Source organism: Candidatus Merdisoma sp. HCP28S3_D10 (assembly GCF_052065835.1).
In the GTDB taxonomy this organism is placed as follows: Bacteria; Bacillota; Clostridia; order Lachnospirales; family Lachnospiraceae; genus Laedolimicola.
This window is the reverse complement of sequence record NZ_JBQHTG010000004.1, coordinates 222,567-236,844: the sequence shown is the minus strand read 5'-3', so window position 1 is coordinate 236,844 and position 14,278 is coordinate 222,567. Positions and strand designations below refer to the sequence as shown.

Genomic DNA, 14,278 nt, shown 5'->3' with positions numbered 1-14,278 from the left:
AGGAGACATTCTATGAGAGCAGCAAGGGAATTATTGAAGGATCTGAAATACCAGGTCGTAAACGGCAGTATTGACGTCAATGTAAGCGAGCTTGTATACAATACAAAAAAAGTAAAGAAGGAGTGCATGTTCGTCTGCATTAAGGGCGCGAATTTCGACAGCCACGATGTGGCGGGCGAAGCGGCAAAGAACGGAGCAGTGGTCATTGTAGCCGAGCATCCGGTGGAGGTTCCGAAAGGGACGGCAGTGGTGATGGTGGAGGATACCCGCTATGCCCTGGCCCTGATTTCCGCGGCCTATTTCGATTATCCGGCGAAGAAAATGAAGGTTATCGGTATCACCGGAACCAAGGGAAAGACCACGACCACCTTTATGATCCGTTCGATTCTGGAGCACGCGGGAATCCCCACCGGTCTCATCGGAACCATCGAGGTCATCATTGGCGACAAGCATATCCCGGCCCACAATACCACGCCGGAATCTTATGAGATTCAGGAATACTTCGCCCAGATGGCGGCGGCAGGCTGCAAGGTAGCCGTGATGGAGGTATCCTCCCAGGGACTGAAGCTTCACCGGACGGCGGGGATTCAGTTTGACATCGGTATCTTTACCAATCTGGCGCCGGATCATATCGGGGAAAATGAGCACGCCAGCTTCGAGGAATATATGGAGTGCAAGAGCCGCCTGTTCCGTCAGTGCGAGATAGGCATTGTCAATGCGGACGATGAACACGGTGCGGATATCCTGAAAGGCCACACCTGTCAGGTGGAGACCTACGGTTTTTCGGAGAAGGCGGACCTTCGGGCTTCTCAGGTGAAGCTGGTGAACCGTCCGGGCTTCCTGGGCGTAGCGTATCACGTATCCGGTCTGATGGATTTCGATGTGGAGATCGATATGCCGGGCCGGTTCAGTGTATACAATTCCCTGGTGGCCATCGCGGTCTGCCGCCATTTTGACATTCCGAAGGAGGATATGCTGGCAGCCCTTAATGTGGTACAGACCAAGGGCCGTATCGAGAAGGTGAAGGTCTCCGACGACTTTACGCTGATGATTGATTACGCCCACAACGCCATGAGCCTGGAAAGCCTGCTGACCACCTTAAAGGAATACAACCCGAAGCGCCTGATCTGCGTCTTCGGCTGCGGCGGCAACCGTTCCAAGCTCCGCCGCTATGAGATGGGCGAGGTGTCCGGACGCCTGGCGGATCTGACGGTCATTACCTCCGACAATCCCCGCTTCGAGGAGCCCCAGGCCATCATCGACGATATCAAGATCGGCATGGCGAAGACCAGCGGAAAATACGTGGAAATCATTGACCGCAAAGAGGCTATCCGCTACGTCATTGCCCATGGACAGCCCGGCGATGTTATCGTACTGGCCGGAAAAGGCCATGAGGACTATCAGGAAATCTGCGGCGTCAAGCATCCGATGGACGAGAGGGTGCTGATAGCAGAGGTTCTGGAGGAGTTAGGTAGAAAGTGAAATTTGCCAACATCATTGTAGATATTTCCCTGGAAAAGCTGGATCGGACCTTTCAGTACCGGGTCCCGGAGGAACTGCAGGACGTCTTAAAAGAAGGCATGCAGGTAAGGGTTCCCTTTGGAAACGGGGGCCGGACGCTGTCCGGCTATGTGCTGGAGCTGACGAATACCTGTGAATGGGAGGCGGATAAAATCAAACCCATTCTGGGTCTGGAGGAAAAGAGTGTCTGCCTGGAGGGGCAGCTGATTGCTCTGGCGGCCTGGATGCGGCGGACCTATGGCTCCACCATGAATCAGGCCCTGAAAACGGTGCTTCCGGTGAAAAAAAGCGTGCAGGAAAAGATTTCCAGGAAAATCCATCTGGCAGTTCCAAGAGAAGAAGCAGAGGCGGCACTTGCGGAGATGGAAAGAAAGCACCAGACAGCCCGGGCCCGGGTGCTCAAGCCCCTGCTTGAGCAGGAGGGACGCAAGGGACTGGACTACGGAGCAGCCCAGCGGGATCTGGGTCTGACGGCAGCCACGGCCAGAAAGCTTCAGGAGCTGGGGCTGATCCGTGTGGAAACGGATACCATTTTCCGGAATCCGATCCGCCCCTCTGAGGTGGCGGCCCATCCCGTCACCCTGTACCCGGCCCAGCAGCGGATTGTAGACGACGTGCTCCGGCGGACGGCGGAGGGGGATCTGCGTCCCTCCCTGATTCACGGCGTCACCGGAAGCGGCAAGACAGAGGTCTATATGGAGCTGATCGCGTCTGTGCTGGAGCAGGGCAGGGAAGCCATTGTGCTGATCCCGGAGATTGCGCTGACCTTCCAGACGGTACTCCGGTTCTACCGGAGGTTTGGGGATCAGGTAGCCGTGATGCATTCGAAGCTGTCGGCCGGAGAGCGGTACGATCAGTTTGAACGGGCCAGACGGGGGCAGGCCAGAGTGATGATTGGCCCCAGGTCGGCCTTATTTACGCCATTTTCCAGGCTGGGCATTATCGTCATGGACGAGGAGCATGAGGGCAGCTATAAAAGTGAAAACGCGCCCCGGTACCATGCCAGGGAGGCGGCTATCGAACGCGCCCGCATGTGCGGAGCCTTTGTGGTGCTGGGATCGGCTACACCGTCGGTGGACTCCTACGCGTACGCCAGGGAGGGCAGATACCAGCTCTATGAGCTTCCGGCCCGGGTGGAAAACCGGGCTATGCCTAAGACAGAGGTGGTGGATCTTCGGGAAGAGCTCCGACTGGGAAATCGTTCCATTTTCAGCGCCCGTCTGAAGGAGCTTATGGAGGATCGTCTGAAAAAGGGCGAGCAAATCATGCTTTTCCTGAACCGGCGGGGCTATGCGGGCTTTGTTTCTTGCAGAGCCTGCGGACATGTGATAAAATGTCCACATTGCGATGTGTCGCTGTCCCTTCATGGAGGAGGCCGGATGATCTGCCATTACTGCGGATACCAGACGGCCGCGCCGAAGAAATGTCCCTCCTGTGGATCGGCTTATATCGGAGCCTTCCGGGCGGGAACCCAGCAGGTGGCAGAGGCGGCAGGGAAAGCATTTCCGGGAGCGAGGGTTCTCCGTATGGACTTCGATACCACCCGGCAGAAGGGCGGCTACGAGCAGATCCTGGAGACATTTTCCAAAAGACAGGCAGATATTCTGGTGGGTACCCAGATGATTGTAAAAGGACATGATTTCCCCGGCGTGACGCTGGTTGGCGTGCTGGCGGCGGATCTGTCCCTCTACGGGGGCGATTACCGGGCGGCAGAGCGGACCTTTCAGCTTCTGGTGCAGGCGGCAGGCCGGGCAGGCCGGGGCAGCAGGCCGGGAACCGCGGTGATTCAGACCTACAGCCCCGATCACTACAGCATTGAGACGGCGGCAGCCCAGGATTATCCGGCATTTTTTGAAAAAGAGCTGAAGTTTCGGCGCATGATGCAGTATCCTCCGGCGGCCCATCTGATGGCCCTGTATCTGATGTCGGAGGACGAGGAAGCCCTGAACCGGGGCGCCGGGCGGCTAAAGGAGCTGGCGGCAGGACACACCCGACGGGAGATCGTGCTGATCGGTCCGGCGGACGCGGGGCTTTCGAAGCTGAAGGACGTCTATCGCAAAGTGCTGTATCTGAAATGTACGGAAATGGTATATTTAACAGAGTGGAAGGAATGGATGGAGAAGACGCTTTCGGAAGAAAGAGAATTCTCTGCCTTCAATATACAGTTTGATATGGATCCCGTGAATCCTTTTTAAGGGGAGTTGGGAGAGAAAGGAAGGAAAAAAATGGCAATTCGAAATATCAGAGAGATAGGAGACGACATTCTCCGTAAAAACTGTCGGGAAGTAAAGGAGATAACACCGAAGATTCAAGAGCTTATCGACGACATGTACGACACCATGTATGAAGCCATGGGCGTGGGCCTGGCGGCTCCCCAGGTGGGAATCCTGAAACGGATCGTAGTGATCGATACAGGCGAACAGCCCTACACCATGATCAACCCCCGTATTCTGGAGACTGCGGGAGAGCAGGATGGCAGCGAGGGCTGCTTAAGCGTACCGGGCAAGGCGGGCAATGTAAAGCGCCCCAACTACGTAAAGGCGGAAGCTTACGATGAGAACATGGAGCGCTACGAGGTGGAAGCGGAAGGACTGCTGGCCCGGGCGATCTGCCACGAGCTGGATCATCTGGACGGCAAGCTGTACGTGGATCTGGTGGAAGGCGAGCTTTACGATGTGGAGACCGGCGACGAGGACGAGGAGTAAGAACGATGAAGATTATTTTTATGGGAACTCCGGATTTTTCCGTGGGAACACTGGAGGCGCTGATCGGGGCCGGACATGAGATTACCCTGGTGGTGTCCCAGCCGGATAAACCAAAGGGCAGAGGCCATGAGCTTCAGCCCACGCCGGTGAAGGAGGCGGCCCTGCGGCATGGTCTGACAGTCTATCAGCCGAAGAAGGTGCGGGATCCGGAGGTGATAGAGAAGCTCCGGGCGACAGAGGCCGATGTGATCGTAGTCATTGCCTTTGGCCAGATCATTCCGAAAGCCATTCTGGAAATGAAGCAGTACGGCTGTATCAATGTACACGCCTCCCTGCTTCCCAAATACCGCGGCGCGGCTCCGATTCAGTGGGCTGTCATCGACGGGGAGAAGGAAAGCGGCGTGACCATCATGCAGATGGACGAGGGACTGGACACCGGAGATATGCTGCTGAAGGGAAGTGTAGCCCTGGCGGCAGACGAGACCGGAGGAAGCTTGTTTGACAAGCTGGGAGCCCTTGGCGCAGATCTTTGCGTGGAAGCGTTGGATAAGCTGGAAAAGGGTGAGCTGAAGCCGGAGAAGCAGGGCGAAAGCCCGACGGAATATGCCCGGATGCTCACTAAGGAGATGGGCTGTCTGAACTGGCAGGAGAGCGCGGAGAAGCTGGAACGGCTGATTCGTGGTCTGAATCCGTGGCCCAGCGCCTATACAAAGCTGGGCGACAAGACGCTGAAGATCTGGTCAGCGCAGGTATGTGAGAGGACGGATGAAAATGCCGCCTGTGGGGAGATTATAGATGTGACGAAGGATGCTGTCTGTGTGGCCTGCGGCGAAGGGGCTCTTAAGATCACCGAGCTTCAGCTTCAGGGTAAGAAACGGATGGATACGGGAGCCTTCTTGAGAGGCTGCCGTCTGGAAACGGGCACAAAGCTCGGTTAAAAAAGGAGTGTTGCAAAATGCCTTATGGATATGGCTATGGTTACTATATGGATCCCACTTATATTCTGATACTGATTGGCGTCGTAATTTCCCTGTGGGCCTCGGCGAAGGTGAAGACGACCTATTCCAAGTACAGCCGGGTCCGCAGTATGAGCGGACTTACCGGAGCCCAGGTGGCAGATCAGATTCTGCGGGCAAACGGAATCTACGACGTGCGGATTGAGCATGTGAGCGGCGAGCTGACGGACCATTACGATCCGAAGAACCGGGTACTGCGCCTGTCGGATGTGGTTTATAATTCCACCTCCGTGGCGGCGCTTGGCGTGGCGGCCCATGAGTGCGGCCATGCGGTACAGGACGACCGGGATTATTTCCCGCTGCGTTTCCGCAACGCCCTGGTTCCGGTGGCGAATTTCGGCACCCAGGCAGCTTGGCCCATTATTCTGGTGGGACTGCTTTTTGCCGGCAGCTCTTTCCTGATTAACCTGGGAATTCTGTTATTCTCCCTGGGCGTGCTGTTCCAGCTGGTGACGCTGCCGGTGGAGTTTAACGCGTCCCGCCGGGCGATCCAGATTCTGGGAAATACAGGAATTTTATACGGAGACGAAATCCGGGATACGAAGAAGGTTTTAAGCGCGGCGGCCATGACTTATGTGGCGGCGGCAGCGGCTTCGATTCTGTCCCTCTTGCGTCTCCTGATACTCTTTGGAGGAAGAAGAAATCGTGACTAAGGGAACGGATATCCGGGAGCTGGCTCTGGGGGTTCTGCTGGAGGTTTCCGCAGGGCAGGAGTACAGCCACATTGCGCTTCGGAATGTTTTGGATAAGTACCAGTATTTGGAAAAACAGGAGCGCGCCTTTTTAACCCGCCTGGTGGAGGGAACCCTCGAGCGGCGGATTGAGCTGGATTATATCATTGATCAGTTTTCCAGTGTAAAAGTGAAAAAACAGAAGCCGGTTATCCGGGAAATCCTGCGGATGTCGGTTTATCAGCTCCGGTATATGGACAGTGTGCCGGATTCCGCCGTCTGCAACGAGGCGGTGAAGCTGGCGCAGAAAAAGGGCTTCCGGCAGCTAAAGGGCTTTGTAAACGGCGTGCTCCGGAATATTGCCCGGAATCTGGACGGAGTGAAGCTGCCGCCGGAGAAGGAGGAGGCCTCCTATCTGTCGGTACGCTATTCCATGCCGGAATGGCTGGTGAAGGAATGGCTCGGGCTCTACGGAAGGGAAGTCACAGAGAAAATGCTGGCGGCCTTCTATGAGAAGGAGCCGCTGACGATCCGTGTAAACCGGAACCGGATTACCCCGGAGGAGCTTCGGAAACGTCTGGAGGAGCGGAATATCCGGGTGAAGGCGGCGCCCTATATCGAAGGAGCCCTGCAGATAGAGGGCTTTGATTATCTGGCAGGCCTGGAGGAATTTCAGGAGGGCCTGTTTCAGGTACAGGACGTAAGCTCCATGCTGGCGGTGGAAGCAGCCGGCGTGAAAGCAGGCGATTTCTGTATCGACGTCTGCGCGGCCCCCGGCGGCAAGAGCCTCTATTTGGCGGAAAAGGCCGGGGCAGAGGGTCACGTGGACGCAAGGGATCTGACGGATTACAAAGCGGGACTGATCCGGGAAAATGCGGAGCGTCTGGGAAGCGCCAATGTGACGGTAGAAGTGAAGGATGCCTGCGTCTTCGATGAGAGCTCCCGGGAAAAGGCAGACGTGCTGCTGGCGGATCTGCCCTGCTCAGGCCTGGGCGTCCTGGCGAAAAAGACCGACGTCAAGTACCGTATGAGCAGGGAACAGCAGCAGGAGCTTCAGGCGCTGCAGCGGAAGATTCTGAGTACGGTAGAGGCTTATGTAAAGCCCAGAGGTACACTGGTATACAGCACCTGTACCATCAATCAGGGTGAAAATGAAGAAAATGTCCGCTGGTTTCTGGAGCATTTCCCCTACGAGGCGGCGTCGCTCAATGACTGCCTGCCAGAGGAGCTTCACAGCGAAACCACAGAAAAGGGATACCTGCAGCTGCTTCCGGGCGTCCGGTCCTGCGACGGCTTCTTTATCGCAAAATTCAGAAAGAATGACGGAAAATAACATGGAACAGAAGGATATCAAATCCCTGACGCTGGAGGAACTTAAAGAAGAGCTTCTGGCTCACGGGGAAAAGGCTTTCCGGGCAGGTCAGATCTACAGCTGGATGCATGGGAAGCTTGCTTCCGGCTTTGATGAGATGAGCAATCTCTCCAAGCCGTTACGGGAGCTTCTGAAAAAGGAATATGAATATACCAGCCTGGAGATTGTGGAGGTTCAGCGCTCACAGCTGGACGGAACCTGTAAGTATCTGTTCCGTCTGGCGGACGGCAACGTGATTGAGAGCGTGCTCATGCGTTATCATCACGGCAATTCTGTGTGCATTTCCTCCCAGGTAGGCTGCCGCATGGGCTGCCGCTTCTGCGCCTCCACCATCGGCGGCGTGGTGCGGTCCTTAAAGCCCTCGGAAATGCTGGATCAGATTTACCGGATTCAGAGGGACACCGGAGAGCGGGTGTCCAATGTGGTAGTGATGGGAACCGGGGAGCCTCTGGATAATTATGACAATCTGCTGCGCTTTATCCGGCTTCTGACCGATGAAAACGGACTGCATATCAGCCAGCGGAATCTGACGGTGTCCACCTGCGGCATTGTGCCCCGGATTCGCCAGTTGGCGGATGAGGATCTGGCCATTACCCTGGCCCTGTCGCTCCATGCGGTGACCCAGGAGAAGCGGGCGGAGCTAATGCCCATCGCCCACAAGTATCCGCTGCCAGAAGTGCTGGACGCCTGCGCCTATTATTTTCAGAAGACGGGACGCAGACTGACCTTCGAGTACAGCCTGGTGGGCGGTGTCAACGATTATCCGGAGGACGCGAGAAAGCTGGCGGCCCTGGCGAAGCCCATTCACAGCCATGTGAATCTGATTCCGGTAAATCCGGTGACCGAGCGCAGCTTTGTGCAGCCGAAGAAGGAGGTCATCGGCAATTTCAAAAAGGAACTTGAAAAATATGGTATAAATGTTACTATTAGAAGAGAAATGGGACGCGATATCGACGGCGCCTGCGGCCAGCTCCGCAGACGTTATCTGAAAAACGGAGAACCCGGAGAGGAGGAGTCAGATGCTGAAAGCCTGGGGCATGAAGGACATCGGTAAATGCCGCGAGATCAATCAGGACTATATTTTTGTGTCGGAGAAGCCGGTAGGCAATCTTCCGAACCTGTTTCTGGTGGCGGACGGCATGGGCGGTCACAAAGCAGGCGATCTGGCCTCTGAATATACGGTTGCGAAGGTACAGGAAGCGGTATCCAGCAGTATGCAGACCATTCCCTATCAGATTCTGAAGGGAGCCTTTCAGTATGCCAACCAGAGACTTCTGGAGAAGGCCGGCGAGTCGGAGAATTACACCGGAATGGGAACCACCCTGGTGGCGGCTACGGTGAAGGGCGAAGAGGTCTACATTGTCAATGTGGGAGACAGCCGTCTGTATAAAATCGGTGACCGGATCGAGCAGATCACAGAGGATCATTCCCTGGTGGAGGAGATGGTCCGCATGGGAGAGATTTCCAGAGAACAGGCACGGAATCATCCCGACAAAAATATTATTACGAAAGCAATCGGCGTGTCAGATAATGTAGAGCCGGACTATTTTGATACAGAGCTTCGGAAAGGCGAATGCCTTCTGATGTGCTCAGATGGTCTGAGCAACATGGTTCCGGATCAGCAGATCAAGGAAATTGTGGATATGCGCACGGATCTGGAATCCTGTGCCAGAGAGCTGATAAGGGCGGCCAATCACAACGGCGGGAGAGATAACATTGCTGTCGTATTAATAGAACACATCTAATGAGGTGAAAGTATGGTTAGAATCGGAATGTTTTTAGGAGACCGTTACGAGATTCTGGAAAAAATCGGATCCGGCGGAATGGCAGAGGTATTTAAGGGAAAGGATCACAAGCTGAACCGCTTTGTGGCTATCAAGGTCCTGAAAGACGAGTTTGTGGAGGATAAGAATTTCGTCCGCAAGTTCAAGGAGGAGGCCCAGGCAGCAGCAGCCCTGGCCCACCCGAATATTGTAAATGTCTATGACGTGGGAGACGAGCAGAATATCTTCTATATCGTGATGGAGCTGGTGGAGGGAATCACCCTCAAGACCTATATTGAGAAGAAGGGACGCCTGACGGTCAAGGAAGCGACCAGTATAGCTATTCAGGTGGCCTCCGGTCTGGAAATCGCCCATAACAATCAGATCGTACACCGGGACATCAAGCCCCAGAATATCATCATTTCCCGGGAGGGCAAGGTGAAGGTGACAGATTTCGGCATTGCCAAATCCATCTCCTCCAACACCAATACGGCGGATGCCATGGGCTCCGTTCATTACACCTCTCCGGAGCAGGCCAGAGGCGGCTACAGCGACGCCAAGAGCGACATCTATTCCCTGGGTATCGTCATGTACGAGATGGTAACCGGCCGGGTACCCTTTGACGGGGAGACTACGGTTGTGGTGGCCGTGAAGCATCTGCAGGAGGATATGGTATCCCCCAGAGTCTATGCTTCCAATGTGCCGGTAAGCCTGGAGCATATTATCTTAAAATGTACGGAGAAGAGTCCGGATCGCCGCTACGCAAGCGCAGCGGAGCTGATTGCGGACTTAAAGCAGTCCCTGCTTACGCCGGACGTGAATTTTGTAAAAGAGATCGTGCCGGACGGAGCTAAGACGGTAGCCATCACCCGGGACGAGATTTCCAAAATCAAACGGGAGACCGGACGGATTCCGGTGACTTCCGATGACGCAGAGTCCCGTTACGCTTACCTGGATCGCCTGAAGGAAGAACAGGAAGATCTGGACGGAGAAGACGAGGACGATTACGAAGACGACTATGAAGACGACGACTACGAGGATGACGAGGACGAAGATTACGGAGAAGAGCGCGGCAGAAAGGGCGGTCTCTTCGGCTTCCTGAAAAAAGGGAAAGAGGAAGACGAGGAGGACGAAGATGAGGACGGCGACGGCGGTATTCTGGATCCGAAGATGGAGAAGATTATGACCATCGGCGGTATCGTGGCGGCTGTCATTATCGTGATTATTCTGGCCGTGATTATCGGTAAGGTGCTGGGCTTTGGAAAAGGCTCTAGCGATAAGAAAACCGACGATACGGAGATTGCGGACGTTCTGGATCAGGAGGTAGAGGTTCCGGATCTGCTGGGCAAGAGCTATTCCGAGGCGAAGGAAGCACTGAATAAGCTGGGCCTGGGTATCAAGCTGGGCGAGACAAAATCCTCAGATAAGTATGAAGCGGGCCAGATTATCAGCCAGAGCGAGGAAGCAGGCACCAAGGTTGACGCCAATACCACCATCGTGGTAGATGTGTGCGGCGATGGCGAGAAGGTGGAGGTTCCCGATGTAAAGGGTTACTCCGAGGCCAAGGCCAAGAGCGCACTGGAGGCGCTGGGACTTTCTGTGGATATTACAGAGGTAGCCAATGAGGAAGTAGCGGCAGGTAAGGTTATTTCTACTTCTCCTGCAGCAGGCAAGAAGATCGATAAGAGCAGCGTGGTAACGATAGTAGTCAGCAAGGGCAAGGAAGAGGATCAGCAGGTGGAGGTTCCGACCATCACAGGCAAGACCGAAGACAAGGCCAAGGAGCTTCTGAAGGCAGCAGGACTGGCTTCCGGTCAGGCTTCCCAGGACTTCAGCGATACTGTGGAGGAAGGAACGATTATCTCCCAGAGCCCGAAGGCAGGCACTAAGGTAAATAAGGATACCAAGGTAAGCTATGTGATCAGTAAGGGCAAAGAAAAGAAGGAAGTGTATATCGGAGACGCTGAAAAGGACGGAAGTACCGAGAGCGCAGTCACCAATTACCTGACAAATAAGGGCCTGAAGGTATCACGTTCGGAAGCATACAGTGATAGTGTACCGAAGGGAAATGTAATTTCTTATAAACCCGGAAACGGTTCCACCGTTGAAGTAGGAAGCACCGTCAACATTGTAGTCAGCATGGGACCGGAGCCGGTGAAGACAGCAACCGTACCGGGTGCAGGGGACAGCGTAGATGAAATTACAAACCGTGGATTTGTAGTTGGCAGTATTTCCAAAGAATACAGCGACAGCATTGCGAAGGATAAGATCATTTCCTGCAGCCCCAATGGCACGCAAAACGTGGGAACTAAGATCAATGTAGTGGTAAGTTATGGTGTGTGTACCCATCCGAACGTGGATTCCAGTGGAAAATGCACCCAGTGCGGTAAGACAGGTCTGACACCGCCGACCCCGACCCCGACTCCGCCTACTCCTTCCGAGGGCGGAGAAGGTAATACACAGTAACCATAACCGAAAGCAGAATTTACATGCAGGGAAAGATAATAAAAGGAATTGCCGGATTCTACTACGTTCACGTAGCGGAATCCGGTATCTATGAATGTAAAGCAAAGGGGAGCTTCCGCAACCAGAAGGTGAAGCCGCTGGTGGGGGACAATGTCCGGCTGGAAGTGCAGGGTGGGGAAGAAAAAAAAGGAAATATCCAGGAGATCCTGCCCCGGAAGAATGAACTGATCCGGCCGGCTGTGGCCAATATTGATCAGGCCCTGGTTATCTTCGCGGCAGCGAAGCCTAAGCCCAATTTCAATCTGCTGGATCGGTTTCTGATTCTGATGCAGTATCAGAAGGTTCCGGCTGTGGTCTGCTTCAACAAGCAGGATATGGTGGAAGAGGAGGAGCTTAAGCTTCTTCGAGACACCTATGAGAGCGCCGGGTATCCGGTCCGCTTCACCAGCGCAGTCCGGGAAGAGGGCCTTGCTGAGATCCGGGAGCTGCTGAAGGGGAAGACCACAACCGTGGCAGGTCCTTCCGGCGTGGGAAAATCCTCCCTCATCAATCTTCTGTCCCCGGAGGCGGGCATGGAGACCGGAGACATCAGCAGAAAGATTGAAAGGGGAAAGCATACCACCCGTCATTCTGAGCTATTTGCCCTGGACGAGGATACCTTTATCTGTGATACGCCGGGCTTCAGCTCCATCTATCTGCCGGAAATGGAGAAGGAGGAGCTGGGGACTTATTTTCCGGAATTCACGGAATACGAGCCCTTCTGCAGATTCCAGGGCTGCGCCCATATCCATGAGCCGGGCTGCGGCGTTAAGGAAGCGCTGGAGGAGAAGAAAATCAGTTCCATAAGATATGAGAATTACAAGCTTCTCTATGAGGAGTTGAAGGATAAGAGGAGGTATTAGTTATGATCAACAGACTTGCCCCGTCCATTTTGTCCGCGGATTTCGCGGCTCTGGGGGAGGACGTGAGAAAAGCAGAGGAGGCAGGCGCGGAGTACCTGCATATCGACGTCATGGACGGCCATTTTGTGCCGAACCTGTCCCTGGGATTTCCGGTGATTGAGTCTATCCGCAGAAAATCCGTGTCAGTATTTGACGTTCATCTGATGATGGACAATCCGGATCAGTATATCAAGGCCTTTGCCGAGGTAGGAGCAGACATTCTGACCGTTCACGCGGAGGTATGCCCCCATCTGAACCGTACGGTGGCAGCCATCAAGGAAAATGGCATGAAGGCCTGTGTGGCCCTGAATCCGACCACGCCGCTGTCCGCGCTGGATTATATCCTGGAAGAGCTGGATATGGTGCTGCTGATGACGATAAATCCGGGCTTCGGCGGACAGAAGTATCTGGAGAGCAGTACCAGAAAGATTCGTGAACTTCGCAAAATGATGGAGGATCGCGGACTGGAAATCGATATCGAGGTGGACGGCGGAATCAAGCTGAACAATGTGCAGACAGTTCTGGACGCAGGCGCCAACATCATCGTGGCAGGATCTGCGGTATTTGGCGGTGACATCGAAAAGAATGTAACAGATTTCAGGAAAGTATTAGGGGAAGCATGAAGACAGTCATTATAAGCGGGGGCAGAATCGAGCGGGATTTTGCCCTGTCTTTTTTAAAACAGGAAGCATTTGATCAGATCATTGCCGTAGATAACGGTTTGAAATTTCTCTATGAGAACGGCATAAAGCCTACCTGGATTGTAGGCGATTTCGACACAGCAGCTCCAGAGCTGGTGGCGTATTACCGGACAAAGACAGAGATTCCGATCCGCCAGTTTAACCCGGTGAAGGACGCCACAGACAGCCAGATCGCCATTGAGCTGGCCCTGGAGCTGGGCAGCGGGGAGATCACGATTCTGGGCGGCACCGGAACCCGTCTGGATCATGTCCTGGGCAATATCCAGAGCCTGATGCTGGCAAAAAAGAAGGGCGTATCCTGCGTGATTCTGGACGAATACAACCGGATCCGGCTGGTAGATGGAACTTTCAAGCTTAAAAAGGAGGAGCAGTATGGCAGGTATGTGTCACTGCTTCCACTGACGACGGAGGTTACCGGGGTAGAGTTGACCGGAGTTAAGTATCCCTTATCGGATTACACCTTTACCAGCACCGGAAGCGCAGGACTTGGCGTCAGCAACGAAATTACCGCGGAAACAGCGGAAATATGTGTAAAATCAGGGGTTTTTATCCTGATCGAGTCTTCGGATCAGCCGAAAAAATTTGAAATTTTATAGAAGAAAAATAGAAATCCGGGGTGAAAAATCCGGTTGTCTGCATGATAAGATAAATGAGAATGTAAAATTATGGGGAAAGCATCTGAAGTTTGAAAAAGATTGTCGAGGAACCGTGAAAAATCTTTGTGCAGAATCACTAAAAAAAGGGGCAAAATCCTTGGGAAACAAAGAGCTTGTCCGGGGATTGACAAATCCGGAGCTTGCTGTCATAATACGTCCATCGAAACGTGAATGCGTATTCAAGCCTGAAGGAGTGAAAAGAAATGCAGACAAAAAAGATTAAGCTGAATGCAACGGAGGATGTACAGGAGTTTGTACAGGGCGCCAGCAAGTGTGATTTTGATGTAGATGTTTTTTACAATCGAATTCTGATTGACGCAAAGTCCATTCTTGGTGTGCTGAGCATGGATCTGAACCAGGTACTGACCGTGAAATGTCATGGTGAGAGCGGGGAATTTGACCGTGTGCTGGCAAAGTATGCAGTTTCATAAATAGGAACGCGGAAGAGGGAGCCTCCGGCAGTATG

14 protein-coding genes are annotated in these 14,278 nt (G+C 54.0%); all 14 read left to right on the top strand.

Translation table 11 applies throughout. The annotated features are described in order from the left end of the window. Positions 1–12: 12 nt before the first annotated feature. Genes ACTNCH_RS11485 through ACTNCH_RS11420 form a run of 14 tightly spaced genes read left to right on the top strand, consistent with a single transcriptional unit; the run spans position 13 to position 14,243 of the window. A complete protein-coding gene (locus ACTNCH_RS11485) occupies positions 13–1,482 on the top strand; it encodes a UDP-N-acetylmuramoyl-L-alanyl-D-glutamate--2,6-diaminopimelate ligase (protein ID WP_441017972.1) in 1,470 nt (489 codons plus the stop codon). Next, positions 1,479–3,716, top strand: a complete 2,238-nt coding sequence (gene priA / locus ACTNCH_RS11480) for a replication restart helicase PriA (RefSeq protein ID WP_441017974.1) — start codon at positions 1,479–1,481, stop codon at positions 3,714–3,716. Before ACTNCH_RS11485 ends, priA begins: the two co-directional genes overlap by 4 nt. 30 nt (positions 3,717–3,746) lie before the next feature. After that, positions 3,747–4,226, top strand: a complete 480-nt coding sequence (def, locus tag ACTNCH_RS11475; RefSeq protein ID WP_441017976.1) for a peptide deformylase — start codon at positions 3,747–3,749, stop codon at positions 4,224–4,226. Between the two features lie 5 nt (positions 4,227–4,231). Beyond that, a complete protein-coding gene (gene fmt, locus ACTNCH_RS11470; protein WP_441017978.1) occupies positions 4,232–5,164 on the top strand; it encodes a methionyl-tRNA formyltransferase in 933 nt (310 codons plus the stop codon). Between the two features lie 17 nt (positions 5,165–5,181). Then, complete coding sequence (locus tag ACTNCH_RS11465) at positions 5,182–5,895, top strand: zinc metallopeptidase (protein ID WP_441017980.1); 714 nt, start codon at positions 5,182–5,184, stop codon at positions 5,893–5,895. After that, positions 5,888–7,246: a 16S rRNA (cytosine(967)-C(5))-methyltransferase RsmB gene (gene rsmB / locus ACTNCH_RS11460; protein ID WP_441017982.1), complete on the top strand. Its 1,359-nt coding sequence runs from the start codon at positions 5,888–5,890 to the stop codon at positions 7,244–7,246. The genes ACTNCH_RS11465 and rsmB overlap by 8 nt, the downstream gene beginning before the upstream one ends. 1 nt (position 7,247) lies before the next feature. Beyond that, positions 7,248–8,339 (top strand): 23S rRNA (adenine(2503)-C(2))-methyltransferase RlmN, encoded by a 1,092-nt coding sequence (gene rlmN, locus ACTNCH_RS11455; RefSeq protein ID WP_441017984.1) that lies wholly within the window; start codon positions 7,248–7,250, stop codon positions 8,337–8,339. Next, positions 8,305–9,030 carry a Stp1/IreP family PP2C-type Ser/Thr phosphatase gene (locus ACTNCH_RS11450; RefSeq protein ID WP_441017986.1) on the top strand — a complete coding sequence of 242 codons (726 nt, stop codon included), beginning with the start codon at positions 8,305–8,307 and terminating at the stop codon, positions 9,028–9,030. Before rlmN ends, ACTNCH_RS11450 begins: the two co-directional genes overlap by 35 nt. Positions 9,031–9,042: 12 nt before the next feature. Further along, positions 9,043–11,514 (top strand): Stk1 family PASTA domain-containing Ser/Thr kinase, encoded by a 2,472-nt coding sequence (gene pknB / locus ACTNCH_RS11445; protein WP_441017988.1) that lies wholly within the window; start codon positions 9,043–9,045, stop codon positions 11,512–11,514. A 23-nt stretch (positions 11,515–11,537) separates the two neighbouring features. Further along, positions 11,538–12,416, top strand: a complete 879-nt coding sequence (rsgA, locus tag ACTNCH_RS11440) for a ribosome small subunit-dependent GTPase A (RefSeq protein WP_441017990.1) — start codon at positions 11,538–11,540, stop codon at positions 12,414–12,416. Between the two features lie 2 nt (positions 12,417–12,418). Next, a complete protein-coding gene (gene rpe / locus ACTNCH_RS11435; protein WP_441017992.1) occupies positions 12,419–13,078 on the top strand; it encodes a ribulose-phosphate 3-epimerase in 660 nt (219 codons plus the stop codon). Continuing rightward, positions 13,075–13,752: a thiamine diphosphokinase gene (locus tag ACTNCH_RS11430; protein ID WP_441017994.1), complete on the top strand. Its 678-nt coding sequence runs from the start codon at positions 13,075–13,077 to the stop codon at positions 13,750–13,752. The genes rpe and ACTNCH_RS11430 overlap by 4 nt, the downstream gene beginning before the upstream one ends. Beyond that, positions 13,739–14,035 carry a hypothetical protein gene (locus ACTNCH_RS11425; protein ID WP_441017996.1) on the top strand — a complete coding sequence of 99 codons (297 nt, stop codon included), beginning with the start codon at positions 13,739–13,741 and terminating at the stop codon, positions 14,033–14,035. The genes ACTNCH_RS11430 and ACTNCH_RS11425 overlap by 14 nt, the downstream gene beginning before the upstream one ends. Then, a complete protein-coding gene (locus ACTNCH_RS11420; protein WP_441017998.1) occupies positions 14,016–14,243 on the top strand; it encodes an HPr family phosphocarrier protein in 228 nt (75 codons plus the stop codon). The genes ACTNCH_RS11425 and ACTNCH_RS11420 overlap by 20 nt, the downstream gene beginning before the upstream one ends. The last annotated feature ends 35 nt before the right edge of the window (positions 14,244–14,278 follow it).

Coding starts and splice junctions, on each gene's coding strand:
- ACTNCH_RS11485 (WP_441017972.1), top strand. CDS start 13: ATGAGAGCAGCAAGGGAATTATTGAAGGATCTGAAATACCAGGTCGTA.
- def (WP_441017976.1), top strand. CDS start 3,747: ATGGCAATTCGAAATATCAGAGAGATAGGAGACGACATTCTCCGTAAA.
- fmt (WP_441017978.1), top strand. CDS start 4,232: ATGAAGATTATTTTTATGGGAACTCCGGATTTTTCCGTGGGAACACTG.
- ACTNCH_RS11465 (WP_441017980.1), top strand. CDS start 5,182: ATGCCTTATGGATATGGCTATGGTTACTATATGGATCCCACTTATATT.
- rlmN (WP_441017984.1), top strand. CDS start 7,248: ATGGAACAGAAGGATATCAAATCCCTGACGCTGGAGGAACTTAAAGAA.
- ACTNCH_RS11450 (WP_441017986.1), top strand. CDS start 8,305: ATGCTGAAAGCCTGGGGCATGAAGGACATCGGTAAATGCCGCGAGATC.
- pknB (WP_441017988.1), top strand. CDS start 9,043: ATGGTTAGAATCGGAATGTTTTTAGGAGACCGTTACGAGATTCTGGAA.
- rsgA (WP_441017990.1), top strand. CDS start 11,538: ATGCAGGGAAAGATAATAAAAGGAATTGCCGGATTCTACTACGTTCAC.
- rpe (WP_441017992.1), top strand. CDS start 12,419: ATGATCAACAGACTTGCCCCGTCCATTTTGTCCGCGGATTTCGCGGCT.
- ACTNCH_RS11430 (WP_441017994.1), top strand. CDS start 13,075: ATGAAGACAGTCATTATAAGCGGGGGCAGAATCGAGCGGGATTTTGCC.
- ACTNCH_RS11420 (WP_441017998.1), top strand. CDS start 14,016: ATGCAGACAAAAAAGATTAAGCTGAATGCAACGGAGGATGTACAGGAG.